The 26,207-nt window shown below is 58.4% G+C and carries 25 protein-coding genes and 1 other annotated feature; of the genes, 5 read left to right on the plus strand and 20 right to left on the minus strand.

Annotated features, from left to right (window positions below; all coding sequences use genetic code 11):
* Nucleotides 1-16: 16 nt before the first annotated feature.
* The 4 genes from KDN35_RS06695 to gpr form a co-directional block, all read right to left on the minus strand.
* Nucleotides 17-985, minus strand: coding sequence for an ABC transporter ATP-binding protein (locus tag KDN35_RS06695; protein WP_171565346.1), 969 nt, complete (start codon nt 983-985; stop codon nt 17-19).
* Between the two features lie 236 nt (nt 986-1,221).
* The gene (locus KDN35_RS06705; protein WP_212132410.1) at nt 1,222-1,530 is read right to left on the minus strand and encodes a DUF3679 domain-containing protein; all 309 of its coding nucleotides are present in this window, start codon (nt 1,528-1,530) and stop codon (nt 1,222-1,224) included.
* Between the two features lie 6 nt (nt 1,531-1,536).
* Nucleotides 1,537-2,718 carry a stage II sporulation protein P gene (spoIIP, locus tag KDN35_RS06710; RefSeq protein WP_171565348.1) on the minus strand — a complete coding sequence of 394 codons (1,182 nt, stop codon included), beginning with the start codon at nt 2,716-2,718 and terminating at the stop codon, nt 1,537-1,539.
* Between the two features lie 187 nt (nt 2,719-2,905).
* Nucleotides 2,906-4,006 carry a GPR endopeptidase gene (gene gpr / locus KDN35_RS06715; protein ID WP_171565349.1) on the minus strand — a complete coding sequence of 367 codons (1,101 nt, stop codon included), beginning with the start codon at nt 4,004-4,006 and terminating at the stop codon, nt 2,906-2,908.
* Nucleotides 4,007-4,163: 157 nt separating this feature from the next.
* On the opposite strand from gpr, the gene rpsT reads away from it, so the two are divergent.
* Nucleotides 4,164-4,439: a 30S ribosomal protein S20 gene (gene rpsT / locus KDN35_RS06720; RefSeq protein ID WP_171565350.1), complete on the plus strand. Its 276-nt coding sequence runs from the start codon at nt 4,164-4,166 to the stop codon at nt 4,437-4,439.
* Between the two features lie 39 nt (nt 4,440-4,478).
* Here rpsT and holA read toward each other — a convergent pair whose 3' ends face one another.
* The 4 genes from holA to KDN35_RS06740 all read right to left on the minus strand — a co-directional run bounded on the left by holA (nt 4,479) and on the right by KDN35_RS06740 (nt 9,711).
* Nucleotides 4,479-5,525: a DNA polymerase III subunit delta gene (gene holA, locus KDN35_RS06725; RefSeq protein WP_171565351.1), complete on the minus strand. Its 1,047-nt coding sequence runs from the start codon at nt 5,523-5,525 to the stop codon at nt 4,479-4,481.
* A gap of 349 nt (nt 5,526-5,874) precedes the next feature.
* Complete coding sequence (locus KDN35_RS06730; RefSeq protein ID WP_171565352.1) at nt 5,875-6,729, minus strand: hypothetical protein; 855 nt, start codon at nt 6,727-6,729, stop codon at nt 5,875-5,877.
* A complete protein-coding gene (locus tag KDN35_RS06735; RefSeq protein ID WP_171565353.1) occupies nt 6,726-7,274 on the minus strand; it encodes an RNA polymerase sigma factor in 549 nt (182 codons plus the stop codon). Before KDN35_RS06735 ends, KDN35_RS06730 begins: the two co-directional genes overlap by 4 nt.
* Before the next feature lie 52 nt (nt 7,275-7,326).
* On the minus strand, nt 7,327-9,711 hold the full coding sequence (locus KDN35_RS06740; protein ID WP_349290958.1) for a DNA internalization-related competence protein ComEC/Rec2: 2,385 nt from the start codon (nt 9,709-9,711) through the stop codon (nt 7,327-7,329).
* A gap of 128 nt (nt 9,712-9,839) precedes the next feature.
* Here KDN35_RS06740 and KDN35_RS06745 point away from each other — a divergent pair, with 128 nt between their 5' ends.
* From KDN35_RS06745 to comER, 4 genes are all read left to right on the plus strand, one after another.
* Nucleotides 9,840-10,271, plus strand: a complete 432-nt coding sequence (locus KDN35_RS06745) for a deoxycytidylate deaminase (RefSeq protein ID WP_171565355.1) — start codon at nt 9,840-9,842, stop codon at nt 10,269-10,271.
* A 224-nt stretch (nt 10,272-10,495) separates the two neighbouring features.
* On the plus strand, nt 10,496-12,421 hold the full coding sequence (gene asnB / locus KDN35_RS06750; RefSeq protein ID WP_171565356.1) for an asparagine synthase (glutamine-hydrolyzing): 1,926 nt from the start codon (nt 10,496-10,498) through the stop codon (nt 12,419-12,421).
* A 166-nt stretch (nt 12,422-12,587) separates the two neighbouring features.
* The gene (locus KDN35_RS06755) at nt 12,588-13,412 is read left to right on the plus strand and encodes a helix-hairpin-helix domain-containing protein (RefSeq protein WP_212132412.1); all 825 of its coding nucleotides are present in this window, start codon (nt 12,588-12,590) and stop codon (nt 13,410-13,412) included.
* Between the two features lie 65 nt (nt 13,413-13,477).
* Nucleotides 13,478-14,311, plus strand: coding sequence for a late competence protein ComER (gene comER / locus KDN35_RS06760; RefSeq protein WP_212132413.1), 834 nt, complete (start codon nt 13,478-13,480; stop codon nt 14,309-14,311).
* A gap of 109 nt (nt 14,312-14,420) precedes the next feature.
* Here the strand turns inward: comER and leuS are convergent, their stop codons facing one another.
* The 12 genes from leuS to KDN35_RS06820 form a co-directional block, all read right to left on the minus strand.
* The gene (leuS, locus tag KDN35_RS06765; protein ID WP_171565359.1) at nt 14,421-16,838 is read right to left on the minus strand and encodes a leucine--tRNA ligase; all 2,418 of its coding nucleotides are present in this window, start codon (nt 16,836-16,838) and stop codon (nt 14,421-14,423) included.
* 66 nt (nt 16,839-16,904) lie between these two features.
* Nucleotides 16,905-17,144, minus strand: a binding site (T-box leader).
* A 46-nt stretch (nt 17,145-17,190) separates the two neighbouring features.
* Nucleotides 17,191-17,934, minus strand: coding sequence for a class I SAM-dependent DNA methyltransferase (locus KDN35_RS06770; RefSeq protein WP_212132414.1), 744 nt, complete (start codon nt 17,932-17,934; stop codon nt 17,191-17,193).
* 5 nt (nt 17,935-17,939) lie between these two features.
* On the minus strand, nt 17,940-18,296 hold the full coding sequence (gene rsfS / locus KDN35_RS06775; protein ID WP_171565361.1) for a ribosome silencing factor: 357 nt from the start codon (nt 18,294-18,296) through the stop codon (nt 17,940-17,942).
* Nucleotides 18,296-18,886, minus strand: coding sequence for a bis(5'-nucleosyl)-tetraphosphatase (symmetrical) YqeK (yqeK, locus tag KDN35_RS06780; RefSeq protein ID WP_171565362.1), 591 nt, complete (start codon nt 18,884-18,886; stop codon nt 18,296-18,298). Before yqeK ends, rsfS begins: the two co-directional genes overlap by 1 nt.
* A complete protein-coding gene (locus KDN35_RS06785) occupies nt 18,870-19,466 on the minus strand; it encodes a nicotinate-nucleotide adenylyltransferase (protein ID WP_171565363.1) in 597 nt (198 codons plus the stop codon). The genes yqeK and KDN35_RS06785 overlap by 17 nt, the downstream gene beginning before the upstream one ends.
* A 3-nt stretch (nt 19,467-19,469) precedes the next feature.
* A complete protein-coding gene (gene yhbY / locus KDN35_RS06790) occupies nt 19,470-19,760 on the minus strand; it encodes a ribosome assembly RNA-binding protein YhbY (protein ID WP_171565512.1) in 291 nt (96 codons plus the stop codon).
* Between the two features lie 29 nt (nt 19,761-19,789).
* Nucleotides 19,790-20,644, minus strand: a complete 855-nt coding sequence (locus KDN35_RS06795; protein ID WP_171565364.1) for a shikimate dehydrogenase — start codon at nt 20,642-20,644, stop codon at nt 19,790-19,792.
* A gap of 76 nt (nt 20,645-20,720) precedes the next feature.
* Nucleotides 20,721-21,839: a ribosome biogenesis GTPase YqeH gene (gene yqeH / locus KDN35_RS06800; protein ID WP_171565365.1), complete on the minus strand. Its 1,119-nt coding sequence runs from the start codon at nt 21,837-21,839 to the stop codon at nt 20,721-20,723.
* The gene (locus tag KDN35_RS06805) at nt 21,836-22,360 is read right to left on the minus strand and encodes a YqeG family HAD IIIA-type phosphatase (protein ID WP_171565366.1); all 525 of its coding nucleotides are present in this window, start codon (nt 22,358-22,360) and stop codon (nt 21,836-21,838) included. Before KDN35_RS06805 ends, yqeH begins: the two co-directional genes overlap by 4 nt.
* Nucleotides 22,361-22,491: 131 nt before the next feature.
* Nucleotides 22,492-23,574 (minus strand): DNA polymerase IV, encoded by a 1,083-nt coding sequence (locus KDN35_RS06810; RefSeq protein ID WP_212132415.1) that lies wholly within the window; start codon nt 23,572-23,574, stop codon nt 22,492-22,494.
* Nucleotides 23,575-23,798: 224 nt separating this feature from the next.
* Nucleotides 23,799-24,533 (minus strand): gamma-glutamyl-gamma-aminobutyrate hydrolase family protein, encoded by a 735-nt coding sequence (locus KDN35_RS06815; protein WP_212132416.1) that lies wholly within the window; start codon nt 24,531-24,533, stop codon nt 23,799-23,801.
* 26 nt (nt 24,534-24,559) lie between these two features.
* Nucleotides 24,560-26,191, minus strand: a complete 1,632-nt coding sequence (locus KDN35_RS06820) for a peptide ABC transporter substrate-binding protein (protein WP_212132417.1) — start codon at nt 26,189-26,191, stop codon at nt 24,560-24,562.
* Nucleotides 26,192-26,207 lie beyond the last annotated feature (16 nt).

The raw sequence follows: 26,207 nt of genomic DNA on the forward strand, positions 1-26,207 counted from the left end.
GCATGCTCCTTTCGGGTTAATCGTACAGCCAACAGCGAGTGCGTCGATTCGGTCCTGCCGCTTTCAGTTCCGGCATCTCTGCCCTGCACCTGTCGGTCGCGTGCTCGCAGCGCGGGGCAAATCGGCAGCCTACGGTGAGCGATCCGGGGATGGGCACGTTGCCGGGGATGGAGTACAGCCGCTTCCGCTCCCCCGCCAGTTTGGGCAGGGAATTAAGCAGCCCGACCGTGTACGGGTGTTTTGGCTCTTTCAGGATGGAGCGGACGTCGCCTTCCTCCACCACGTTGCCCGCGTACATCACGACAACGCGGTCACACATCTCCGCAACCACCCCGAGGTCGTGGGTGATCATCATAATCGCCGTTTCCGACTCGCGATTGAGCTGCCGCATCAGATCGAGAATCTGCGCCTGAATCGTCACGTCCAGCGCCGTCGTCGGTTCGTCCGCAATCAACAGCTGGGGATTGCAGGCCATCGCCATGGCAATCATGACCCGCTGCCTCATGCCGCCGGACAATTGGTGCGGGTATTCGTCCACGATCGCTTCCGCGCGCGGGATGCCCACTTTTTTCAACATGTCAATCGAGCGCTGCCTGGCCTCTTTTTTCGTCACGTTGGTATGTATTCGAATCACTTCCCCAATCTGGTTGCCGATCGTGAAAACGGGATTGAGCGAGGTCATCGGCTCCTGAAAGATCATCGCAATCTCATTGCCGCGCAGCTCCCTCATGCGCTTTTCGCTGGCTGTGACCAGCTCTTCCCCCTTAAACCGGATGGAGCCGCCGACAATCTTGCCAGGAGGATTGGGGACCAGTCTCATCACGGAAAGCGAGGTCACACTTTTCCCGCACCCGGATTCGCCGACAATGCCGACCACTTCTCCTTTGTTTACCTTGATGGAAACGCCGTCGACGGCCGGGATTTGTCCGCGGTCCGTGAAAAAGTGCGTCTGCAGGTTTTCGATCTCAAGCAAAGGCTGTGACACGCCGTGCACCTCTCTTACCGATATATTCCATAGGACAAGACGCCTAACTGTGATCAATTATGCCATTAATCCAATTTTTTGGCAACGTATTAAATTCACATAATTATAACTTGACTAAACAAACAAAATATTCTCCTGTGCGAACCAATACGAACGAACGAGAAAGACCCGCATGTGCAGCGGGCCTGATTAATACCTGACTGTTTGCCTGCATTGATTTGTCTATAAACGACCGCTCATGGGGCAAAAATCCTGGCCACCCACTCAACGGCCGACTTCGTCCCTTCTTTCACCAGCCGCCCCAGCGTTTGGCCCGCGCTGCTCACGTAGTTGACCATCTCGCGCGGCGCCGCCGCCTGCACCTGTGTACCCATCACCGCGATCTCCATCTGCCCCTTGTCCAACTTTTTGATGTAAAACGTCTGCGGCTGCTGCTCCGGCGTTCCGCTCACCTTGTGGATGCCGCGCTCTGCTGTCTGCAGCCCCAACGCCACGCCGATCAACAGGATCACTACCATCCCCGCCAGCTTCACCGTCACGTTCATGCCTCTTCACCTCTTGGCAGGCTCGCTGGTCAGCGGTTTGCCCACCTTTTCCGCCTGCCAGTAGTATTCGGCGAACACGTCTGCCAGCGCTTCCGCCGTGTTCAACGACTCCTGCAGCGTATTGCTGGTTCCGCCGATTTCCATTAAAAGGCTTCCCGGTGAGATGGACTGGTTATACTCGCCATGGTCGGTTTTCGCCCCTTTTTCCATGACGCCGCGGGACAGGCCGGGATACATCTTTTCCATCAGGTGGTGCAGTTCGGTGGCAAACTGCTCGTTTTTCTCGTAGTTTTTGTTTCGCTTCCCGATGATCATCAAGACGCGGGCATAGGTCTTGCCGTTGATGGTGACGGTGGTTTTGCTGCGCGGCGCAGTGTCGCGGTGCAGGTCAAAGAAGTAATACAGCTCCCGGTTCCGCTGCGTCGCCGCCTTGACCGCCCGCAGCGATTCGGCGTAGGAGAGGGCGTAGTCCAATTTTTTGTCCAACAGCTTTTGGTAGATGTCTTCCTCATTGTACTCCGTGCCGATGCCTCGTTCGTTCAGCGCTTCCGCCAGCCGCTTGCTGACCAGCGAGATGTTGCGCTTAGGGTGGTCCACCGATGTCCCGACGGGCTTTGTTTCACTGTACCAGGACTCGCGGTTGTGGGTGCTGTAGACGTAGACAATTTTCCTGCCGCCGGTGGTCGGGTTGGGCTGCGGTGCCGCCTTGTTCTCCTCCGGCTTCGGCTGTGCATCGTTTGCTGCCGTTTCACCGGTATTGCCAGACGGCGCCGCATCGTTCACCTGATGCGGATAGGCGGGGTATTCCACGTACAGGTCGGCCAGCGTGGAGTCCCTGCCGGCGACGACAAAGCGGGCGTCATCCGCTGTCAGCATGCCGGGCAGCTCCCTTCCCAGCAGGCTGCGCAGGTCACCAGGCTGGATGCCGGTGGCCACCTGAAACAAAAAACCGGATATGCTGTTGACGCCTCGCTCTGTAGAGGCCTGTACCGTCTGTGTCAGCGTGGGAATCTCCTGTCCCATCCATGTGAGCAAAGCCAGGCTGGACACGCGGGTCGCCGCCTGCTGCACAGCCGACGAGGCGATCATGACGCGGTTGCCGTGCATCGCCATCACACTGGTGACGATGAACAGGAAGGCCGTGATAATGGAAAGCGCGACAAATTGGCGCTGAATCAGGGTTGCCATCTGTCTCCCTCCTCATGCTGTTTGCATTGACAGCGGACTTAGCAATCGCCGAACGCTTGTCTATGCTTTAGCCTATGAGCGTCATAGAGACGATAGAACCCTTTTCTACCTTTTCTCTCACCGCTAGTTTTTCCGTCTGCGGTGTCAGTGAGGAGCGCTCACCGGCAGACGGCCAGGACGGCAGCCATCAGTGGGTGTAGGCCGCGCTGTTCTTACTGTTGACGGCACGGTGCAGCGCCTGGTTCAACCCGGTAGCGAGCACGTTGGCCACCCCTTCGATAAAGTCGTCCACTTCCTTGGGTGTCACCACCAGGTCTTGTCCCAGCGGCCGCAGCACCTCGTGAATGAGCTGCCGTTTTTCCTCCTCGGGCAGCGACCCCACCAGGCCCAGAAACGTCTTGCGCGCCTCCATGTCGGGCAGATCATCTTCCGTATACGGCTCTTTCCGCTCCGGCAGACTGCTCATCGCCAGCTTGTTGGCGGGCCGGTTGCTCTCCTTCATTGACTGGCCGAAGTGGCCGAGCAGATAGGTGATGGCGTCGTTGACAATCGTGGAGGCAAACACGACCGTCGGCACGCCGATCGCGATCACCGGAATGCCCAACGTCTTTTCGTCAATTGCCTTCCGCTTGTTGCCGACGCCGGAGCCGGGATGAATTCCCGTATCAGAAATCTGGATCGTGGTGTTGACACGGTGCAGCGCACGGGAGGCCAGCGCGTCGACGCAGATGACGAAGTCGGGTTTGCTCTTTTCCACCACCCCAAAGATAATCTCGCTCGTCTCGATGCCGGTGATCCCCAGCACCCCCGGCGAGAGGGCGCTCACTTCGCGGTACCCGTCTTCCACAGTCTCGGGAGCGAGCGTAAACAAATGACGGGTGACGAGCAGGTTTTCCACCACCATCGGTCCCAGCGCGTCCGGCGTCACATTCCAGTTGCCGAGGCCGACGACGAGCGCCTTCTTTTCTTCCGTAATTCCCAGTTCGCTGAGAAACCGGGCAAATTCACGGGCGAACCGCTGGGCTACCCGTTCTTCGACGGCCGTGTCGTTGTTGCGCAGCTTCGGCACTTCGATGGTGATGTAGTGGCCAGGCAGCTTGCCAATCTGCCTGCCCGCTTCCTCGTTTTCCACAGCCAGGCGCGTTACCTTGATCCCCTCTTCCGAATCGTCCGTCTCGATCCTGACACCGGGGATCTGGCCGCCTTGCTGCTGCTGGGCCAGTTCATGTGCTTCGAGGGCCAGGTCGGTCCGGATGGAATAACCGGACAAATCGAGATTGTGCTCCATCTGTACTTGCTCCCTTCTCCATTTTGTTCCTGCTGTTAGGTTGCTTGAAACCCCGTTTTTTATTCCGAATCCTTTCTTGCAAATGGCAAGTCTGCGTGCTAGAATAAGTTTTGTTGTATTTCCTGCATGCCTATGGTCGTCTAAGGAGGTGACACACATGCCAAACATTAAATCCGCGATCAAGCGCACCAAACAAATCGAAAAGCGCCGCGCACAACGCGCTTCTCAAAAGTCCGACCTGCGTACTGCAATGAAGAACTTTGAGAAAGCGGTCGCTGCTTCCGATGTCGAACTGGCGAAATCCACTCTTCTGGTGGCTGTGAAAAAGCTGGACAAGGCCGCTACGAAAGGTCTCATTCATAAAAACGCAGCAAACCGTCAAAAGTCCCGCTTGATGAAAAAGTTCAACGCTCTGACCGCTCCGGTAGCGTAAGAGTAATCGGTACATCAGAAAAACCCGCGAACACCTGGTTCACGGGTTTTTTGCTTTGGTCCGTTCCTCGTAGACGCGCGTCATGAACAGTTCCAGGGCCAGCCGCTTGTCCACCTGTCCGGACTTCATCCGGTAGTCTTCCTCGGCCAATACGGCCAACAGCCTTCGCAGCGCCGCTTCGGAAAAGTGACGCGCTTGTTCCATCGCTTTTTTTACCGCGTACGGATGCACTTTCAGCATGCCGGCCAACTGCTGCTGCGAATACCCCCGCGGCGCCCACTGCCGCACGTGCAGCAGCAAGCGGAACTGCCTGGCCAGCAGCGCCACGAGGCGAATTGGTTCTTCGCCCGTTTTCAGACAGTCGTACAGCATCCGCAGGCCTTTGTCCAGCCTGCCTGCGGCGGTATGCTCAATCAGGGCAAACACGTCTTGTTCCAGCGTGCGCGAGGCCAGCGTTTCGATCACCTCATCCGTGATGACCGCTCCGCTTCCCCCCACAAACAGCGCCATCTTTTCCAGCTCTTTGTCCAGCAGGCGCAGGTCGCCTCCTGCGCGCTCCACCAGCTTCACTGCCTGCGGCCGCTCAATGACAGCGTGGTACTTCTCCGCCTGACGCTCCACCCACGCGTACAGATCGGCGTCTCGCAGCGGCTGAAACGGTATCACTTTGGCCTTTTGGTGAAGGATCTTGACCAGTTTTTTTCGCTCGTCCAGCTTGTCCGCCTCCGTATGCAGCACGAGCGAAGTGTAGGTCGGCGGCTGCTCCAGATAGGCAAGCAGCGCGTCGGGATCGCTCTCTACCTTCGTCGCCGGCTTGCTGCCGGTCAAAAAGTACGCCTGCCGGGCAATCACCAGGCGATGTTCCCCCAGAAACGGCAGCGTCTCCGCATCCTGGACGATCTCGGCGAGCGGTGTTTCCGTGCAGTCGTACACGCTCAGGTTCAAATCGGCGAAGGCCGGGTCAATCATCTCCCGGCGGGCCGCCGCGAGAAACTCTTCGGCGAGAAAGGACTCCGGGCCGTACAGAACATACACCGGCGCAAACTGCTTTTGTCTGATCTCCCGGATGGCCGAAAGCAGCGGCATGGCTTCTCCTCCTCCTTCGTATTCCTGGGTTATTATAGCACAGATGCGCGCAACGGGCACCGCGGATGTCTCGATCACCGGCATGGGCGGACAAAGGCCCGTTTTTTCTCAAGGCGACGCGCTCCTGCAGAGCGAAACGAAAAACCGCAGCCTGGATCGCTGCGGTTTTTCATATGGGCACCTCTATGTAAACGTTCTGGGAGAAGTCCCGGGATGCCTTCTCCTGAAACGGTAAGCAGGGGGTGCTGGATACTGCAATATACGCAGTTCCTTCCCTGCCGGTGCCGGTCCAATTGCAAAAAGCGCGTTTGTCACGAACGCACGAACACTGCACACGCAAAGGGGGGCGTCAGTCTCTGTCGCGCGATTTCCCTCTGTTGCCGCCGGACTTGTCGTCATCATCTTCGTCGCGGTCGTCGTCATCACGCACTTTTTTTTCGTTTCTGTCCGACTTGCTGTCGTCCTTTTCTTCCAGGCCAATCGGAAACACCGGCTTTTCTTCCTGCGGATCGATGACTGGCCTTACGGGCGGTTTGGGTTCCACCTGCTTTTTCGGTTGGACGGTTTGCTTTGCAGGTGGCGTTTTAGTTTCTGTCTTGGTCTTTTGCTCTTTTTTCTCTGTCGTCTGCGATTTTACCTTCTTCGCCGGTTTCGTCTGCTGCTCCCCCGTTGTTGTTACTGATGATGAATGAGTGCTCTTTGGGGGCACAGGCGGACCAAACACGGCAGGCGCCACCTCAGGCGTTTCTTCGCCAGCCGTCGAACCTTGCTGGTAATCGTCCGAGTTCTGCTGCTGATCGCTGCTGCCCATAAAGAGCAGAAATACGAGCAGACAGGCGGCAACTGCACCGCTTCCGATCCGGGCCATCCAGACGTACGCCCGCCGCCACTTCGACGATTTCTCGGTGGCAGACGCCGCCTGCTTCACCTCCAGCTTGGGCAGAGATTCCCGCTTAGGGGATGATGCTTCTGCCGGCCGGACCGATTCTGACTCCAACTGCGGTAGGATCGCGTCCACCAGGCTGTATGGTGGTGTGACAGGGGGAAGTTGTTCCAACTGCTCAGAGACTCGTTTCAAACGGTCGTACGCAAGCTGCAGATCGGGATTGTTCCGGAGCATGGCAAACAGCTTTTCCCGCTCTTCCGGTGAGAGGTCCCCATCCATATCCCGCTGCATCCACTCCCAGACTTCTTCATCTATCATCTACCGATCCCCCCTTTCTGATAGTCGTGCAACAACTCCTGCAGTTGTTGTCTGGCCCGAAACAAATACGACTTGACCGTATTCAGCGGCAGATCCAATGTCTCGGCAATCTCTTGGTAGGACAAATCCTCAAGATAGCGGAGCACCACCACCATGCGGTACTGATTGGGCAGTTTTTTGATCGCCTGCTGAATATCGCTCGACAAACTGGTGAGAAGGATTTCATCTTCTACGTTGTTTCGATCAGGGATGATGAGCTCATGCTCGTCAATCGAGACCGTTTCCTTCATGGCGCGAAATTTATCCATGCAAACGTTGTTGACGATCCGTTGCACCCATGTGGAAAACCTTGCCTTTTCCTGGTACGTGTCCAGCTTTCGATAAATCCGGATCAACGCTTCCTGGGAGGCATCGAGAGCGTCCTGTTCATTTCCTAGGATATAATAAGCGCTGCGGTAAACAGAGGCCTCAATCGATCGGAGCAGCTCGACAAGCGCGTCGTGATCCCCGGCTTGCGCCATCCTGATCAGCTCTGCCTCTCGCATAATCTCCTCTCCCTCCTACAGACGGGGCGCTGCTGAAAAAGGTTGCAAGCATTTATGTATCGGTAATTTGCGTTTGCCAGTGCACCGCTCCCCTGCGTATGACCAGGGTGACTGCCCCATGCAGATCCGTTCGGTAAACATTTGCCCCTGTATCCATCAAACGCTTGACCACGACGGGCGAGGGATGCCCGTAGCGGTTGTTTCGGCCGGCCGAAATGACGGCGGCTCGCGGTTTTGCTGCGGCCAGAAAAGCGGGAGAGCTGGATGTGCTGCTGCCGTGATGCGCCACTTTCAATACATCGACGGGCGACAGCAGGCTGCGGGCAAGCAGCCGCTCTTCCCCTGACCGTTCAATATCGCCAGTAAACAAAACAGTCGTGCCATAAGCGGTAAGACGAAGCACGACAGAAGCATCGTTGCCCGTATGTGTCAAATCTCCGTCCGGGTGAAGCCAGGCCCACTCCACACCGGGTACATCCGTCCATGTCTGCCCAGGCCTTCCGGTCAGGACAGGTACGCGTTTTGCGCGGAAACGTTCGAGAATCGCGGCTTCCTCGTCACGGGGAGGTGAACCGTTGACAAGCACCGAGCCAAATGTAAAGTGCGGCACCAGCGCTGCCATCCCTCCGATGTGGTCGTGATCCCCGTGCGTCATTACCACATGGTCGATCCGTTCGATCCCCCGCGCTCGCAAAAAAGGCAACACGACGTCTTTCCCCACATCAAACGGATCACGTCGCTCCCGCCAGGATTCCCTGGCTGGGTACCGGGGTGTTCCACCCGCATCTATTAAGTATACCTTCTTTTTACCAACTTCGACAACGATAGAATCTCCTTGATCGACGTCAAGAAACGTGATCCGCACTTCGTCCCCGCCGGCGAACGGCTGTCTCGCGGCCACGAGCAGCAACAGAAACAGGCCCGCATACAGCCAGCGGTCCCTCGGACGATGGTAGCCTCGCCACCACAATACAGGCAGTGCCGCGAGAAAAAGCCCGTACAGCACGATCCACCACCACTGGGGATGCGGCCAATGGGAAAACGGCACGGTCTGCGCCTCCAGCCAAAACAGCGGCCCGTGCAGCCAGTCCAGCAGCGCGGAAGCCAGCTGGGCGGGCAGCACGGCCAGCGCCGGGTGAATCAGTCCGAGCAATAGCGCGAGGTAGCCTGCAGGCAGCACCACCATTGAAAGCAGCGGCACGGCCAGCAGGTTGACCAGCCAGGAGAGCGGTGAAAACTGATGAAAATGGTAAATGAGAAACGGGAACGAGACAGCCTGCGCGGCAAAGGTGACGGCCAACGACGTGCGCAGCCACTCGGGCCCCCGCGTGAAAAACTGGCGGCCGACGGGCACGAGCACAATCAGCCCCAGTGTCACGCCAAACGAGAGCTGGAACCCCAGGTGCCACAAGTAGTACGGATTGAACGCCAGCATCAACAGCAGCGCCCACCCCCACACCTGCCTTCCCTCCGTCTGCCGGGCTCCAGCCTGACAGAGCAGGCCGATCGCTCCCATGATGCCGGCGCGCACCGCGGAGGCACTGGCCCCCACGATTAGGACATAGCCGACAAGCAGCACTGTCGTCAGCACCAGGGCCGTCCGGCGCGGCATCCCCGCCCGCTCTGCGATCCACACGAACATCCCGCTCACCAGCGTCACGTGCAGCCCGGAAATGGCCAGCACGTGACTCAAGCCAAGGTTGTCGTACATCTCTTCCGTTGCCGGCGACACCCCGTCCGTGATGCCCAACAGCAGCGATTGCATGTAACCGGCTGCTTCCTGGTCTGGAAACAGCAGGGCAATGCGGTCGGCAGCTGTCGTCTGCCACCGCCGAAACAGCATCATTACACCCGACTCGGCCGGCTCCATCCGGACGTCGCCGTACTCCGCTTCCGCCACGATACGCACGCCCTGCCACCGCAGATAGCGGGCGTAGTCAAACGCATGGGGGTTGCGGGCCGACGACGGCAGCGACAGCCGGACCGTAGCCGACAGGCGGCTGCCCTGCATCCACCGTTCCACCTCATGCGCTTCCGGCTCTCGGGACAAGCGGACCCGCAGGGCGATCCTCTCCGCTGTCGCCATGTCGGTCATCTGCCGCCCGGTTTTCCCCCATGTTTCGACCGACAGAAAAAACCGGGCCGTATCGCCGTCGCGCTTCACTGGCGAATCAATGACACCGGCGACCGCGATCGACTCGCCGTCCTCCGCCAACGGCAGCAGCGTCGAACGCTGGAGATAGTCGTACCCTTGAAAGTAAAGACCTGCTAGAATACAAATGAGAGAATGATAAAGCATCCGCGTGCGATGCGGGCGGGGCAGAAAGAGGCACACTGCCGACGCAGCGGCGGCTAATAGTGCCAGCCAGGCGGTTTGCAGGCAGGCCCCCGCCAGCAGCCCGCAGACTGCCGCAAGGCTCACGGTAAAAACACTCACCAACGACACCCCCGTGTCACGTGTCTGAGACATCGAGTGTACACAAGGGGGATGGGACAAAAAAACAGTGCAAAAAAAGCGTGCCAGCAATAACAGACCCGCATGGTTCGCTCAGAGGGAGGACAGTCATGACGAGGAAAAGTTGGGATGAATACTTCCTGGACATTGCCGAGCAGGTGTCAGCCCGTTCCACGTGCAACAGACTTCACGTCGGCTGCGTTATCGTGAAGGACAAGCACATCATCGCCACCGGCTACAACGGTTCCATCCACGGACACGATCACTGCGAAGACGCAGGCTGTCTTCTGGGAGACGACAACCGCTGCCATCGGACGATCCATGCTGAGACAAACGCCTGCCTGCACGCAGACCGGGACAGCCTCAAGGGTGCCACCGCCTACGTGACGCATGAACCGTGCGAAAACTGCTCCAAAATCCTGGCCCAGGTTGGCATCAAGCGAATTGTCTACCGCCATGCCTACCCAAACAAATGGAACCGGTACTTTCTCAAGGATCTGGAAGTCGTCCACATGCCGCCGCAACCGGTGCAGAGTAATTGACGCTCGTGGATGAAGCGAGGCATTTCCCGCCCCAAGCTCCCGTCCGAAAAACCGGGCGGCGTACACGACCTGCCCGTTTTCAGTCACGCGTGGTGTCTGAGTCACGGTACCCTCGGGGACTGCACTTGCTGCGGAGTCAGCTTGGGCATTCGGAGCGATTGCGTTGACCGTCAATCCATGATAGAGTTAGCTAGAGCAATCAGTGAGAGGAAGAGTCATTTCATATGTGTGGAATCGTATCAATCTACAACAAGCGCCAAGCGCCCGTCGCCCAAGAGACGATCGGCGCGATGACGCGTGTCATCCTGCACCGCGGTCCAGACGATGATGGCTTTCACCTGGAAGACAACATCGCCCTGGGCTTTCGTCGTTTGAGCATCATTGACGTGGAAGGCGGCCATCAACCGCTGTTCAACGAGACGCGTGACATCTGGATTATCGGCAACGGCGAAATCTACAACTACAAGGAACTGCAGCACTGGTTGAAGGGGTGCGGACACGTTTTCCATACCGATTCCGATATCGAAACCATTCTGCACCTGTACGAAGAGGTGGGAATGGATGCACCGAAACACCTGCGCGGGATGTTTGGTTTCACCATCTGGGACTCCCGTAACAAGCGGCTTTTCGGCGCACGCGACCACTTCGGCATTAAGCCGCTCTACTACGTGGAGACGAATGACGCGATCGCCGTGGGCAGCGAGATCAAGAGCCTCCTGGAACTGCCCGGAGTCAGCAGGGAAGTAAACCACACCGCGTTTTATCATTACTTGACGTTTCAATACGTGCCCGATCCGGAAACGATGTACCAGGGCATCTACCGCATCCCGCCCGCCCACTCGTTCGTGATTGAGAACGACCAGATTCGACTGCAGCGCTACTGGGATGTCGAGTTCAAGCCGGACGAAAGCAAGCCGTTCTCCTACTTTGTGGAAGGCACGCGCAGCATTCTGCTCGAATCCGTCGACAAACACCGCGTCAGCGAGGTACCGCGCGGCGCATTTCTGTCCAGCGGCGTCGACTCCAGCAGCATTGTCGGCATGCTGCGTACGTTTGAACCGGTGAAGACGTTCTCCGTCGGCTCTGACATCCCCGGTTACAGCGAGCTGGATTACGCCCGCCGTACCGCCCAATATCTCGGCACCGAACACCACGAACTGGTCGTCAACGCGCAGCGCTACATGGACGAACTTCCCCGTCTCGTCTGGCACCAGGACGAACCGGTGGCCGACCCGTCCGCCATCCTTCTCTATTTCGTCGCGCAAATGGCCAGCGAACACGTCACTGTGGTGCTCTCCGGAGAAGGCGCCGACGAATTTTTCGGCGGCTACAACATCTACCGCGAACCGCACTCGCTGCGCATGTTCTCCCGGATGCCCGGCTGGATGCGCCATTCCATCCGCTATCTTGCAGAAAAGCTGCCGGAACAGGTCAAGGGCAAAAACTTCCTGATCCGCGGTTCGAAGACGGTGGAAGAACGCTTCTTTGGCAACGCCCTGATCTTTACCGAAGAGATGAAGGAACGAGTCGTCATGGCCGACATTCGCCGCTCCGAGGAGTACCGTTCCCCGTGGACGGTCACGGAAGAGATCTACAAACGGGCGAGTGCGTACGACGACGTCACCAAAATGCAGTACCTGGACATTCACACCTGGCTGCGCGGCAACATCCTGATGAAAGCGGACAAGATGACGATGGCCAACTCGCTGGAGCTGCGCGTTCCGTTCATCGACGTCAAGGTGTTCGAATTTGCCGCAACCATCCCGACCAAGTACAAGATCGCCAACGGCACCACCAAGCACGTGCTTCGTGAAGCGATGAAAGATTTTCTCCCGCCGGAAATCAAGACGCGCAAAAAGCTGGGCTTTCCTGTGCCGACGCGCCACTGGCTGAAAAACCACTTTTACAAGTGGGCCAAGGAGATCATCTTCGAATCCAAGGTGGACGATTTGATCAACAAGGCGTACGTCCTGTACATGCTGGATGAGCATCGCGAAGGCAACGCCGACTACAGCCGCAAAATCTGGACGATTTTGATCTTCATGCTGTGGCATCAGATCTTTATCGAGCAGAAATACAACTTTGGACCGTATGTCAGCCCCAGCGTGGAAATTCGCCGCAAAAAAGAATCGCTGCAAAACTTGGGATAACACCAACACCTGACCAAACGGCTTCGCCCAAAGATGATCCGGGCGGGGCCGTTTTTCAATGGTTTGCATATCATTTGCACACCCCTGCTGTCTTTTTGTAGCATCCGGATAGAGAGCCTTATGACGCCTTCACGGCATGCCGGACGAGACGCAAGGGGGTTTTTTTATGCTGTACGAATGGTGGGAACGATACCGGCGCATCGCGATCGCCGCAGCCGTCATCCTGTTTGTGGGCATCAGCATCTGGCTGTACCGTGCGCAGCAGGCTGGGACGACAGCGGACCTGCCGCTGCAGGAAGCGTTTGCCTCTGTCGGGGACGGCCAATCTGCATCGGGCGAAACGTCCGCTTCGGTCGAGCCGCCTTCTACTGCCGGTACACAACAACACTTGTCCGATCCACCAGGCGCGGTCGGGGCCGTTCCTGCTCCTCGGCAGGACGTGGCACATCAGGGGCAGCCGCGCGATACAGGCGCTCCTCCCCTGTTCGTGGACGTCAAAGGTAAGGTAAAGCAGCCCGGGCTGTACCAGTTTGAGGCCGGGGCTCGGGTCGCCGACGCCATTGCCCGGGCAGGAGGACCCGCGCCGGATGCCGACGTGGAGCAGATCAATCTGGCCGAACCGCTGACGGACGGCAGCGCTGTCCTGGTGCCGGCCAAAGGCAGTCCGGCCTCTCCCTGCGGCCAGGCGGCGGCCCACTCCGCAATCGTGGAAACAGTGGGAACGGGCAGTTCGCTCGGCAGCGCAGCCGCGGGGAGTTCGACCGGCGCTTCCGGGGGCGGAAAGGCTGGCGGCGCACAGCCCGTCAATCTCAATACTGCCAGTCTGGAAGAATTAATGACGCTGCCCGGAATTGGCGAAGCGCGGGCCAAGGCAATCCTGGCCTACCGGACAGAACACGGAGCGTTCCGTTCGCCGGAGGAATTGAAACGAATCAGCGGCATCGGCGACAAGATGTACCAGCGCCTGAAGGATCACATCCGCGTCCGCTAGTGATGGTCATGTTCCGTCTCCTGTACACATACAATGGGGAGAGAACCAGCGAGGGAGGAATGGACATGGACAGGATCGGGTTTATCGGCACGGGCAACATGGGCAGCATGCTGATCGAAGCCCTGCTCGCGGCCAAAGCCCTGTCTCCCGGCCAGATCATTGCGAGCAATCGCACCCCCGCCAAAGCGGAATGGTTGGCCGAACGTCACCCCGGACTGACCGTAGCTGCCAGCAACGCCGACGTTGCCCGCGGTGCCCGTGTGCTGCTGCTGTGCGTCAAACCGTTCGAATACAGGCAAGCATTGGAACAGACTCTTCCGGCACTTACGCCGGAACACACCCTGCTGACGATCACCAGCCCCGTCAGTTTGAAACAGCTGGAATCGCTCGTCCCCTGCGCCGTTGCCCGTATGGTGCCCAGTATTACGAATGCAGCCGGCAGCGGCGTCAGCCTGTTTGAATTTGGGTCAAGAATCGACAGTGACACGCGGGAAGGCATACTGGACCTCTTCTCCCAGATCAGCAATCCGGTGGAAGTAGCGGAGCCGTTTTTGCGCATCGCGTCCGACATCGCCAGCTGCGGCCCAGCCTTTGTCAGCTATATCCTGCGCGAGATGATCAATGCCGCCGTCGAAAAAACCGGCATCTCCGAAGAAGCCGCCGCTTATCTGACGTCTCAGATGCTCATTGGCATGGCCGACCTGCTGAAACAGGAGATGTTTACCCTGTCCGCGCTGCAGGAGCGGGTCTGCGTACCAGGCGGCATCACCGGCGAAGGGCTGATCCCCCTGCGCGAAGCCGTGCCTGGCATGTTTCGGCAGGTGTTTGAACGCACGCACGCCAAATTTGCCGAAGATCGCGAGCACATGGCCCGCCATCTTGAGACGCCGCCCGACTGACACCAAATAAAAGGCGCGTTCCCTGCCGGAACGCGCCTCATTTGGTTGATGCAATTGTCTCCTGTATCTTTTACTGCCGATTAAAACGTGCTGAATCGATGCGGATCTGTTACTTGACCACGATGTTGACCAGTTTGCCGGGGACAGCAATCACTTTTACGATCGTTTTGCCGCTGGTCAGCTCCTTGATCGTCTCGTTGCTGACGGCCAATTCTTCCATCTGCTCTTTGGTCGCGTCGGCCGGGATGCGCAGTTTTTCCCGGTTTTTGCCGTTGATCTGCAGCACGATTTCCACTTCGTCTTCCACCAGTTTGGATTCATCGTACTCCGGCCACGGTTCGTACGCAATCGTATCGGTGTGGCCCAGTTTTTCCCACAGTTCTTCGCCGATGTGCGGGCAGATGGGCGACAGCAGCTTGACGAAGCCTTCCATGTATTTCTTCGGCAGCACGTCCGCCCGGTAGGCTTCGTTGATGAAGATCATCAACTGGGAGATGCCCGTGTTGAAGCGGAGCGCCTCGTAATCTTCCGTCACCTTTTTCACGGTTTGGTGGTATACGCGCTCCAGTGCGGCCGACTCGCAGTTATCCTTGATTTTTTCATTCAAGCGGCCGTTGTCGTCAACGAACAAGCGCCATACGCGGTCGAGGAAACGGCGCGCTCCGTCAAGCCCTTTGGTGGACCAGGCGATGGAGGCGTCCAGCGGCCCCATGAACATTTCGTAAAGGCGGAGCGTGTCGGCGCCGTGGCTTTGCACGATCTCGTCCGGATTGACCACGTTTCCTTTGGACTTGCTCATCTTTTCGTTGTTCTCGCCGAGGATCATGCCCTGGTTGAACAGCTTCTGGAACGGTTCTTTCGTCGGCACGACACCGATGTCGTACAGGAACTTGTGCCAGAAGCGGGCGTAGAGCAGGTGGAGAACGGCGTGTTCCGCACCGCCGATGTAAATGTCAACGGGCAGCCATTCCTTCAGCTTTTCCGGGTCGGCCAACTGCTGGTCGTTGTGCGGATCGATATAGCGCAGGTAGTACCAGCAGCTTCCCGCCCACTGCGGCATCGTATTGGTCTCGCGGCGTCCCTTCAATCCTGTTTCCTTGTCGACGACGTTGACCCATTCCGTGATGTTGGCAAGCGGCGATTCGCCCGTGCCGGACGGTTTGATCTCCTTGGTCTTTGGCAGGACGACGGGGAGTTCTTCTTCCGGCACCACTTTCATCGTACCGTCTTCCAGGTGGATAATCGGAATCGGCTCACCCCAGTAGCGCTGACGGCTGAACAGCCAATCGCGCAGGCGATAGGAGACTTTGCGCGCTCCCTTGCCGTTTTCCTCCAGCCATTCGATCATCTTGTTGATCGCCTGCTCCTTGTTCAACCCGTTCAGGAATCCGGAATTGACGTGCTCGCCGTCGCCGGTATAGGGCGCTTTGGTCACGTCTCCGCCGACGATCACTTCCTTGATCGGCAGGCCAAACGCCTGGGCAAACTCGTAGTCGCGCTCATCGTGTGCCGGTACTGCCATGATGGCACCTGTACCGTAGCTGACCAGCACGTAATCGGCGATCCAGATCGGCAGCCGCTCCCCGTTTACCGGATTGATCGCGTACGCGCCGGTAAACACCCCGGTTTTTTCCTTGGCCAGGTCGGTGCGCTCCAGATCGCTCTTCCGTTTGGTCTGCTCCAGGTACGCATCCACCGCCTGCTTCTGTTCCGGCGTCGTGATGGTGTTCACCAGCTTGTGCTCCGGCGCGAGCACCACATAGGTGGCACCAAACAGCGTATCCGGGCGGGTGGTGAAGACGGTGATGGTCTCGTCGTGACCCTCGATTCCAAAGACGACTTCCGCCCCTTCCGAACGGCCGATCCAGTTGCGCTGCATCTCCTTGATGCTTTCCGGCCAATCCAGTTCTTCCAGGTCTTCCAGCAGGCGGTCAGCGTAAGCCGTAATCTTCAGCACCCACTGCTTCATCGGGCGGCGTTCCACCGGGTGGCCGCCGCGCTCGCTCTTCCCGTCGATGACTTCCTCGTTGGCCAGCACAGTTCCCAACGCAGGGCACCAGTTTACCGGCACTTCATCAATGTAGGCCAGTCCATGCTCGTAGAGCTTCGTAAAGATCCACTGGGTCCATTTGTAGTAGGCCGGGTCGGTCGTGTTTACCTCGCGATCCCAGTCGTAGGAAAAGCCCAGGGATTTGATCTGCCGGCGGAAGTTGTCGATGTTGCGCTGCGTAAACTCCGCCGGATCGTTTCCGGTGTCGAGCGCATACTGTTCGGCCGGCAGGCCAAAAGCGTCCCATCCCATCGGATGGAGAACGTTGTAGCCCTGCATCCGTTTCATCCGGGACAGGATGTCAGTAGCCGTATAGCCCTCTGGATGGCCGACGTGCAGTCCTGCGCCGGACGGATACGGAAACATGTCGAGCGCGTAAAACTTCTTCTTGTTCTTGTCTTCCAGGGTTTTAAACGTTTTGTTCTTCTCCCAGTAGTCCTGCCACTTTTTTTCGATCTCCTGATGATTGAAAACCATTGTGACGCACTCCCATCGTAAAAAGATGACAAAAATAAGAAAACCTCCCGCCCCTGGCGCACTGCCGAAAGGGACGAGAGGATTATGCACTCCCGCGGTACCACCCTACTTGGTGAACGTATCGTTCACCCGCTTGTTGTCCCTATCGCGGACGAGACGCTCCTCCTTACGCAGCCGGCGAAACCAGCCGGCCTTCGGGCGGAGTGCTTCGAGGCGAGTTCGGAAAGTCCCAGGTTGACTCGCACCTGCCGTCAACTCTCTGATGCCATGGGAGTCTTTCGTACTACTCCTCTTCAACGCATACTCATGTTTGCGGTTGTATTCCGATTATAGACAATCCGTACCAACCGTGTCAACGCTCGGGTCGACGCGCGGCAAAAAACAGCCGTTCGCTGGTTTCGTGCGGCGGAAGACCGGTAAAATCGGCCGTGATCTCCACGTCGACAAACCCCGCGTCCGCCAGCCAGCGCAAAAGCTGAACCGGCTGGTACGCACGCTGCCAGTGCTCCTCCTCCACACGCTGGTACAGCCCGTCCGGTTGGCGCAGGAAAAAGGTGAGCTGGTGCTCCACCTCCAGCCGAATCGGGTCGCAGAAACATTGCCAAATGTACGAAACTTCGTCATCCACCAGCGTAAACGTCTGATTGCCGAACACGTGCAGCATCTTGTAGGGGCTGTGAACGTCAAACAAAAACGTGCCGCCGGGATTCAGATGCTGATAGACACGTTCAAACGTCTGCTTGACGTCTTCCTCTTCCGTCAGATAGCTGAGCGAATCGCACAGGGAAATGACGGCGTCGGCAGCGGGCAGATCCAACTCCCGCATGTCCTGCTCCACCCAGGTGATTTGAACCTGCTCCCGCCTCATTTTGTCATAAGCCACCGCCAGCATCTCCGCCGAGAGATCCACCCCCGTCACCCGGTAACCGCGTTTGGCGAGCGGAATGGCGATACTGCCCGTTCCGCAGCCAAGGTCGATTACCTGCCGGGGTTTTTCCCGCTTTTCCCAGACCCGCTCCAGCCAATCCAGCCACTGATCGTAGGGGGAATCGGCCATCAGCTTATCGTAGACGGACGCCAAATGCGCGTACGCCATCGCCGTCAGCCCTGCTCTCCAAAGGAGACTGCCGGTGCGTCTCCCCAGAGCCGCTCCAGATTGTAAAACTCCCGTTCTTCGCGGTGAAACACGTGAATGACCACGTCTTCCAGGTCAATCAGCACCCAGCGTCCCTCGTCCGCCCCCTCGATGCCGCGGACGTTGTAGCCGTGTTTGTGCGCCTGGTCGCGAATCTCGTTGACGATTGCCTGAACCTGGCGCTCGTTGTTGCCGTGGCAGATCACGAAATAGTCGGCGATCACGGACTGTTTGCTGATGTCCAAAACGATCAGGTTTTCCGCCTTTTTCTCTTCCGCAGCTTTTACCACCAGGCGTGCCAGATCTTCCACCGTTTTAACCATCAAACTCCTCCTTGTGCATCCCTGCGGGATACGAGATCGTTGTATGCCAAGAGCGTCAACGGATACACCGTTTTCCGCTTTTCGATCAAATGCTGGATCGTGCCCCCGAGCGCGCACGCCAGCGCTTCGTCCAAATCCTGCTCGGCCAGGGCGCGAATCATCTCCACCCCGGGGAAATCCCGGTTTGGTTCTATATAGTCTGCCACACAGACCACCTTTTCTAACAGACTCATCCCCGGACGACCGGTCGTGTGGTACCGGACGGCCTGCAAAATCTCCGGATCGCTCACGCCGAGTTCCGTCTGGATGACGATGGCACCGGCAAATGCGTGCCACAGCTCTTTTTCCCCTTCCAGAAGCTCGCGCGGCATGTCGTGGCGGACGAGGATGTCGCGCATTTTCTCCACCGGCCAGCATTTGCAGTAGTCGTGCAGGTAGCCGGCCAGCTCCGCCTTGTCCGGATCAGCGCCAAAGCGCTCCGCGAGCCGCCTCGCCGACTCCGCCACGCCCAGGGTGTGGCGGTACCGCTTGTCATGCATTTGGGCGCGCACCTTCGCGAGCAGCGCCTCCCGATCAACCAGTCCGTACATATAACCCGTGCTCCTTTATATAACGCTCTACTGCCGGCGGGACGAGGTAGCGGATACTTCTGCCCGCCGCCACTTTTTCCCGAATCAGCGAGGACGAGATGTCCCAGGACGGCATCTCGACGAAGCTGACATACGCTTCGTGCGCCTGTCGGTCCAGCCGTGTCCCCGGCCGCGCCAGCCCGATAAACCGGACCAGCCGGATCAGCTCGGCAAAACGATGCCACTTGGGCAAAAGCTCCACCATGTCGGCCCCGACGATAAACGAAAAGCGGCAGTCTGGATACGCGGTGACCAATTGACGCATCGTGTCGTAGGTGTAGGATGGCCCGTCTCGCCGCAGTTCCACGTCGGTCACGCGAAAGGCCGGATGGTCCGCGACAGCCAGTTCCACCATGCGCAGACGGTGTTCCGCCGGCGTGATGCCCGCCCTCGCCTTGTGCGGCGGGATGCGGGCCGGCATGAACCAGACTTCGTCCAGCCTCATCTGGTCTCTGGCCTGCTCCGCGGCAAGGAGATGACCGCAGTGAATCGGATCAAACGTGCCGCCCATTATCCCGATCTGCTTGTCGCGCTGTTCCATGGCTTACGGCAGCTCGATCGTCTTGTTTTCCCGGGACTCCTTGTACAGCACGACGGTATGGCCGATGAGCTGCACCAGTTCGGCCTCCGCTCCTTCCGCCAGGGCGTTTGCCACCTCGTGTTTGTCATCCAGATTGTTCTGCAGGATGGACACCTTGATCAGTTCCCGCGCTTCCAGCGCCTCTTTGATCTGTGCAATCATGTTGTCGTTGACGCCCCCTTTTCCCACTTGAAAAATCGGAGTGAGATGATGGGCCTGCGCCCGCAAAAAACGCTTCTGCTTGCCGGTGAGCATCGGCATGCCTCCTTCTTTTACGTCTATGGTCATGAACTTGTCTTCGTAAGCTGCTGCAAAACAATGTCCCGCATCGTCCCTGCGGGAGCCGTCTGCCCCGTCCACAGTTCAAATGCGAGCGCGCCCTGGTTGACGAACATGCCTACGCCGGAATGAACGCGCGCACCGCACGCCCGCGCCTCTTTCAGCAGACGGGTCTCGAGCGGGTTGTAAATCAGATCGCTGACAATCAGACCGGGGTGCAGCCAGTCCGCCTGCACCGGCATTTCGTCCACCTGCGGGTGCATGCCGATCGACGTGGTGTTGATCAGCAACGTGGCATCGGCGATCGCCGCTTTCCCGTCCGCCGGATCGATCACCGCAGTGGGCACGATCGTTCCCACGTGTTCTGCCAGGAGCGCGGCGCGTTCACGCGAGCGGTTGATGATTCGGATTTCCCGCACGCCCTGTTCAGCCAGGGTGAACGCGACAGCGCGCGCCGCTCCCCCGGCCCCCATCATCGTGACAACATGCTCGCGCAAGTCGATCCCCGTCTCCTCCACCAGGGAACGGACGTAGCCCGTCCCGTCGGTGTTGTAACCGATCAGGCGGCCGTTCCGGTTGACGACCGTGTTCACCGCGCCGATCCGCTGGGCCAGGGGATCGATTTCGTCCAGCATCGGCATGATCGCCACCTTGTGGGGAATCGTCACGTTGACCCCTTTGATCCCCAGCGCGCGAATGCCGGCCACTGCTTCCCCCAAGCGCTCCGGTTCCACATCAAAAGCGGCATAGGCAAAATCCAGCCCCAATTCGGCAAAGGCGGCGTTGTGCATCAACGGCGATTGGGAATGCGAAACCGGATGGCCCAACAGACCAACCAACTGTGTTTTGCTCGTGATCATGCGGATCTCCTTCCCCTCTGCTGCTCTTTGTGTAGCATATGACAGGGTAGGCGGCAGGCGAAGCAGCACTGCCGCTTTAAATCAGACCTTTTCTTATCCCGACGCTGACGCCCTTGGGCGCGTGCACGACGACGTGCGCCTCTTCCTTGCCCCGCAGGCTGACCCATCCCAATCCGGAGATGACGATGTCCGTCGTGCCGGCAGGCGGGATCTTGAACGTATGCTTGACAAAGGGGGGCAGCGCCTGAGCCGCCTCTGCTCCCGTGGGCGGGCTAAGCAGTTCCCCATGGTGCTTGGCCATGACCTCGTCGGCATTCTCCAGCTTGGTGCGGTGAATGTACAGGTTGTTGGCCACGTAGACGACAAATGGCTGGTGCTGGCCGCGTACAAAATCGATGCGAGCCAGTCCGCCCAAAAACAGCGTCTGTTTGTCGTTTAACTGGTATACCTTGGGATTAATGCGCGCCGTGGGCGTGATCCTGCGCAGATCCTGCGGCGACACCATGTGGCCGATCTGGTCGCGGTTGATGATCCCGGGCGTGTCGTAAATGGAGCGGCCGTCTTCCAGCGGAATTTCGATCTTGTCCAGCGTCGTGCCAGGGAATGGAGACGTGGTGATTTCCAAGTCGGCCGAACCGTAGTCGTGCAAAATCCGGTTGATCAAGGTCGACTTGCCGACGTTGGTAACCCCGACGATGTAAACGTCCCGTCCGCGCCGCAATTGGCCAATGCGCGCCAGAAGCTCGTCGATGTTGACGCCTTTTTGCGCGCTGACCAGGATGACGTCCTCCGGGCGCAGTCCACGCTCTTTGGCTTCGTGCTGCATCCAGTTGCGAACGCGGTTCAGGTTGATGTTTTTGGGCAGCAGATCCACCTTGTTGCCGACCAACAAAATGGGGTTCTTGCCGACAAAACGGGGCAAGCCCTTCAGCCACGACCCCTGGAAGTCGAAGATGTCGACCACCATCACCACGAGGCTGTCGGTCGCTCCAATGCCGTGCAGAATCCGCAAGAAGTCGTCGTCCTCCATGCTGACCGGCGCCACTTCATTGTAGTGTTTGATCCGGAAACAGCGCTGGCAGATGACGGTTTCCCGGGCGAGGGCCGACGCCGGCGCGTACCCCGGCCGTTTCGGGTCCTCCGTCTGAATGGCCACGCCGCAGCCTGCGCACGTCTCCGGTGTTTGTTCGTTCACGATTCTGTCTTCCACGAAATCATTCCTTTCTTGCGCATCCAGTATAACGCCACCCGTTCCATCCGGCGGTTGAACCGCGTCCAAAACCCGTCCGTCTGGGCAACGGGGACGACGAGGATGGTATGAAACCCGAGCCGGTTGCCTCCCAGCACGTCGGTAAACAACTGGTCGCCGATCACAACCGTCTCCGCGATTGTCACGTTCATCTCTCGGACCGCCTGCAAAAAGGCGCGGCTGGACGGCTTTCGCGCTGCGCAGATGAACCGGACCCCCAACGGGGCGCAAAAGCGGTTCACCCGCTCCTGATTGTTGTTGGACACGACCGTCACCTGGATGCCTGCCTCGTTCAGCCGTTTCAGCCAGGCTTCCACCTCGGGAGTGGCGTGTGGCCTGTCCCACTCCACCAGGGTGTTGTCCAGGTCGGTAATGACCGCGCGTATGTTTCTTTTTCGCAGTTGATCTATATCAATATGATGGATAGATTCCACAAATTGATCCGGCATCAGCTTCTCCAGAAACACGGGGCACCTCCAACACGGCCTGAAAAGAACCGCGATTTCGGCACTTACTATACCACACTCCGCCACCGGCTTGCAAAAGTTTCAATCCGCATTCAACCGCATTCAAATACAATCCGCGAGGCAGCACGGCATCACTGCCCGAGACGATGTCCCGTGTCCGCTTCATGAAAACCCTCCCACGAAAACAGCGTCAACTGCTCGTACCGCTGTTCCGTCGGCGGCGCAAAGTTGGAGAAACCAACACCGACGAGGCGCACCCCCGGGGAGTAGTCAAACGCGTCCAACAGCTCTTCCAGCAGGTCAGCCCAGTTTTCGCCGGGGGCGGCCTTGCGCTGTTTGGTCCTGAGGGTGAAGTCGGCGTATTTGATTTTCAGCGTCAGCGTTTGCGGGATGACACCCTCCTGCCTCACATCCTGCTCCGCCTCCTCCAGCAGGGCGGCAGCGATGGGGCTGACCGCCTCACGGTCGTATAGGTCAAACGGCAGCGTCGTCTCGCGGCTGAGCGATTTGGGAGCCCGCTCCGTCACGATTTCCCGGTCGTCCACGCCCCGGGCCCGATGGTAGAGCGCTCGTCCGAACTTGCCGAACAACTGCACCACTTCGTCCAGGGAAAGCTGCCAAAAGTCTTCCACGGTGTGAATGCCCTTTCGCGCCAGCAATTCCTGCGATTTTTTGCCCACGCCGTGCAGCGTTCCGACAGGCAGCGGCCGCAGCACCTCCAGCGCCTGTTCCGGTCGGATGACGACGAAGGCGTCCGGCTTTTTCAAATCGCTGGCGATCTTGGCGAGGGACATGTTGTAGGAGAGGCCGATGCTGCAGGTCAGGCCGGTCTCACGCTTTATCCGCCGCTTGATCTCCCGGGCGACGGGAACGGCGTTGTCGTATCCGGAGACATCCAGGTACGCCTCATCCAGTCCCACGGTTTGATAGCGATCCGTATAGGCGGCAAACACCTCGCGGATCTCCGCCGATTTTTCCGCGTAGCGCTCGTAGCGAACCGGCAGAAACACGCCGTGCGGACATTTTTTGCGGGCCAACGCCATCGGCATCGCGGACCGCACCCCGTATTTTCGCGCTTCATAGCTGCAGGTGGATACCACGCCGCGGTTTCCCGTGCCGCCGACGATCACCGGCCGGCCGCGCAGTTCCGGGTGATCCAACTGTTCAACACTGGCAAAAAACGCGTCAATATCCAGATGCAGGATCTTCTTCACAGGAGATACCACCAAACATACATTCTCATATGGCTATTATCGTTCTTTTTTTAAACGGATGCAAGATACAGCCGCCTGCTGCGTACGGTCGCCGCCTGCATCGTGTCAGCCGCCTGGTAACGTCCTCATGGTGACAAAAAACCGCCCTTCCCGAGCGAAGGGCGGCCTGTGCTGTTTTTTCTTTTGTATGACTGTCTTCCTTATTGCATGCTGTGGCCGACGCCTTACCGGGCCAGCGCCTTTACCTGACGCGCCTTGTTGACGAACGCTTCCGCCAGCTTCAGCATCGTGTCGTCGTGCGCCCACATGCGCTCCGGATGCCACTGCACGCCCACGTGCAGCCCGTCGAGGCTTTCGATCGCCTCAATCACCCCGTCTGCAGCCACCCCTGTTACCTTGAAGCCAGGGGCCACGTCTTTTACCGCCTGATGATGCGACGTATTGACGAGGATTTCCGTCTTGCCCAATGCCTCCGCCACAAACCCCGGCTGTAGCGTGACCTTGTGCGCCCCGTATTGTCGCGAACCTTTTTGCTCGTGTTGAAAGGCACCTGGCACCTGGCTTGGGATGTCCTGGATCAGCGTGCCGCCGCAGGCTATATTCAGGATTTGCATGCCGCGGCAGATGCCGAGAATCGGTTTCTTCAGCTCCAGAGCCAGCCGAATCACCGCCAGTTCCGCCAGGTCCCGTTCGTGCTCCACGTCCCCCAGCCCCTGCAGCGGCTCTTCTCCGTACAGATGGGGGGCGGGATCGTCTCCGCCGGTGAGAATCAGGCCGTCCAGCGATTCCACCATCGCGCGGAACGGCGCATCCGGGATGGACATCAGCGGCAGGATGAACGGAATCCCGCCGGTGCGGGCCACCCCGTCCACATAGCTGGTACCCACGTAGTAGAACTGGTCGAGATTGTTGTTGGGAAAGTACATTTTGGTACACGCTACACCAATGATCGGACGCACATGCGGTCACTCCTTGTAATCTGTAATTACTTTTCGTTGGATGCGTATTTGAAGTCGATGAAACCGAGCGGATCCACCACGACGTCTTTTACCGTGTCCTGCTTCACCCACGCGTAGGTGAAGTAGTAAATCGGCATCGCCGGCATTTCGTCCATGACGATGGCGTCCGCCTTTTTGAGGATTTCGTTGCGCTTTGTCGGGTCTGCTTCTTTTGCCGACTGTTCCAGCAGGGCGAGGAATTCCTTGTTCTCCCACTTGGACGTGTTCAGCCCGCCCTTGAAGACCTCGAAGAAGTTGATCGGATCGTTGAAGTCGCCGATCCAGCTTGCCCTGCCGATTTGGAAGTTGCCCAACTTCATCTGCTCGCGGTGAACCTTGTTTTCCTTGTTGACCAGTTTGACTTCGATGCCGAACGCCTTTCTCCACTGGTCTTGGATAACGGTTGCGATGCGCTGGTTCACTTCCGTCGTGTTGTAGGACAACGTGATCTCCGGCAGTTTGGAGATGCCCAGCTCCTTCATGCCTTCTGCCAGCAGCTTTTTCGCGGTCTCCACGTCGCCGTCCTTGAAATAGCCGTCCGGATTGAAGGCCATCGTCGGCGGCAGGATGCCGAGCGCCGGCGTGCTCTTGTACGGCACGACATTCTCGGCGATATCCTTGCGGTTCACCGCGTATGCGAAAGCTTGGCGAATTTTCTTGTTGGAGAACGGAGGCTGTGACGTATTAAACACGTACCAGTACGTACCGGCGGTCGCCTGGGTTTGCATCTTGCCCGAGTCCTTCAGCGCATTGAGCGCATCAAGCGGCAAGTCGCCCAGCGGCGAACCCGCCCAGTCCAGTTCCCCTCTTTCGAACATGGACAGCTCGGTATTGGCGTCTTCGATCATGTTGATCGTCAGTTTGGACAGCTTGACTGCATCCTTGTCCCAGTAGGACTCGTTTTTCTCCAGTTCGATGACCGACTTGTGTTCCCACTTCTTCAGTACAAACGGACCGTTCCCCACGTACGTCTCGGGGCTGCCCGCCCAGTTTTCGTTGGCCTCCACCACATTCTTGTTGACAGGGAAGTAGGTGACGGAAGCGACCAACTGCGGGAAGAACGGCGCCGGGTTTTCCAGCGTGACGACCAGCGTCTTGTCGTCCGTTGCCTTTACCCCCACGTCTTCCGCCTTGGCCTTGCCCGCATTGTACGCCTGCCCGTTTTTCAGATAGTAGAGCTGGTACGCGTAACCCGATGCCGTCTCCGGGTTGAGCACCCGTTTCCAGGCGTATTCAAAGTCGTGCGCCGTGACCGGATCGCCGTTGGACCACTTGCTGTCGCGCAGATGGAACGTGTAGGTCAGCCCGTCCGCAGACACTTCGTACTTCTCGGCGACTGCTTCCTTGAGCTGGCCGTTTACGTCGAGGCGCAGCAGACCGTCAAACGCCGCGCGGGCCACTGACATGGACGGAATGTCTTCCGCCAGTCCCGGGTCGATCGTGCTGGGGTCACCCGTATTCAGGTTGACACGCAATTCTTGCGCGGATGCCTGCTGACCCTGCTCGGTTGGCGTATCCGCAGGTTTCGCCGCGTCTTGCGCACCATTCCCTCCACAGCCGGCAAACGCAAGGCTGGACAGAAGAACCGCGCATAGAGACAGTCTCTGTAATGTTTTCATAACATCCCCCTCATGA

The sequence above is a fragment of the Brevibacillus sp. NL20B1 genome, from assembly GCF_018195675.1.
Lineage (GTDB): Bacteria > Bacillota > Bacilli > Brevibacillales > Brevibacillaceae > Brevibacillus > Brevibacillus aydinogluensis.

Bases quoted from the DNA above. Each gene is read 5' to 3' on its own strand.
- rpsT (WP_171565350.1), top strand. From the start codon at position 4,164: ATGCCAAACATTAAATCCGCGATCAAGCGCACCAAACAAATCGAAAAG.
- yqeK (WP_171565362.1), bottom strand. From the start codon at position 18,886: ATGTACGGACTGGTTGATCGGGAGGCGCTGCTCGCGAAGGTGCGCGCC.
- spoIIP (WP_171565348.1), bottom strand. From the start codon at position 2,718: ATGGCAACCCTGATTCAGCGCCAATTTGTCGCGCTTTCCATTATCACG.
- asnB (WP_171565356.1), top strand. From the start codon at position 10,496: ATGTGTGGAATCGTATCAATCTACAACAAGCGCCAAGCGCCCGTCGCC.
- KDN35_RS06770 (WP_212132414.1), bottom strand. From the start codon at position 17,934: ATGGCGTACGCGCATTTGGCGTCCGTCTACGATAAGCTGATGGCCGAT.
- yhbY (WP_171565512.1), bottom strand. From the start codon at position 19,760: ATGCTCACCGGCAAGCAGAAGCGTTTTTTGCGGGCGCAGGCCCATCAT.
- KDN35_RS06755 (WP_212132412.1), top strand. From the start codon at position 12,588: ATGCTGTACGAATGGTGGGAACGATACCGGCGCATCGCGATCGCCGCA.
- KDN35_RS06705 (WP_212132410.1), bottom strand. From the start codon at position 1,530: ATGAACGTGACGGTGAAGCTGGCGGGGATGGTAGTGATCCTGTTGATC.
- KDN35_RS06820 (WP_212132417.1), bottom strand. From the start codon at position 26,191: ATGAAAACATTACAGAGACTGTCTCTATGCGCGGTTCTTCTGTCCAGC.
- comER (WP_212132413.1), top strand. From the start codon at position 13,478: ATGGACAGGATCGGGTTTATCGGCACGGGCAACATGGGCAGCATGCTG.
- leuS (WP_171565359.1), bottom strand. From the start codon at position 16,838: ATGGTTTTCAATCATCAGGAGATCGAAAAAAAGTGGCAGGACTACTGG.
- KDN35_RS06785 (WP_171565363.1), bottom strand. From the start codon at position 19,466: ATGGAACAGCGCGACAAGCAGATCGGGATAATGGGCGGCACGTTTGAT.
- holA (WP_171565351.1), bottom strand. From the start codon at position 5,525: ATGCCGCTGCTTTCGGCCATCCGGGAGATCAGACAAAAGCAGTTTGCG.
- KDN35_RS06795 (WP_171565364.1), bottom strand. From the start codon at position 20,644: ATGATCACGAGCAAAACACAGTTGGTTGGTCTGTTGGGCCATCCGGTT.
- KDN35_RS06745 (WP_171565355.1), top strand. From the start codon at position 9,840: ATGACGAGGAAAAGTTGGGATGAATACTTCCTGGACATTGCCGAGCAG.
- rsfS (WP_171565361.1), bottom strand. From the start codon at position 18,296: ATGGTTAAAACGGTGGAAGATCTGGCACGCCTGGTGGTAAAAGCTGCG.
- KDN35_RS06730 (WP_171565352.1), bottom strand. From the start codon at position 6,729: ATGATAGATGAAGAAGTCTGGGAGTGGATGCAGCGGGATATGGATGGG.
- KDN35_RS06735 (WP_171565353.1), bottom strand. From the start codon at position 7,274: ATGCGAGAGGCAGAGCTGATCAGGATGGCGCAAGCCGGGGATCACGAC.
- gpr (WP_171565349.1), bottom strand. From the start codon at position 4,006: ATGGAGCACAATCTCGATTTGTCCGGTTATTCCATCCGGACCGACCTG.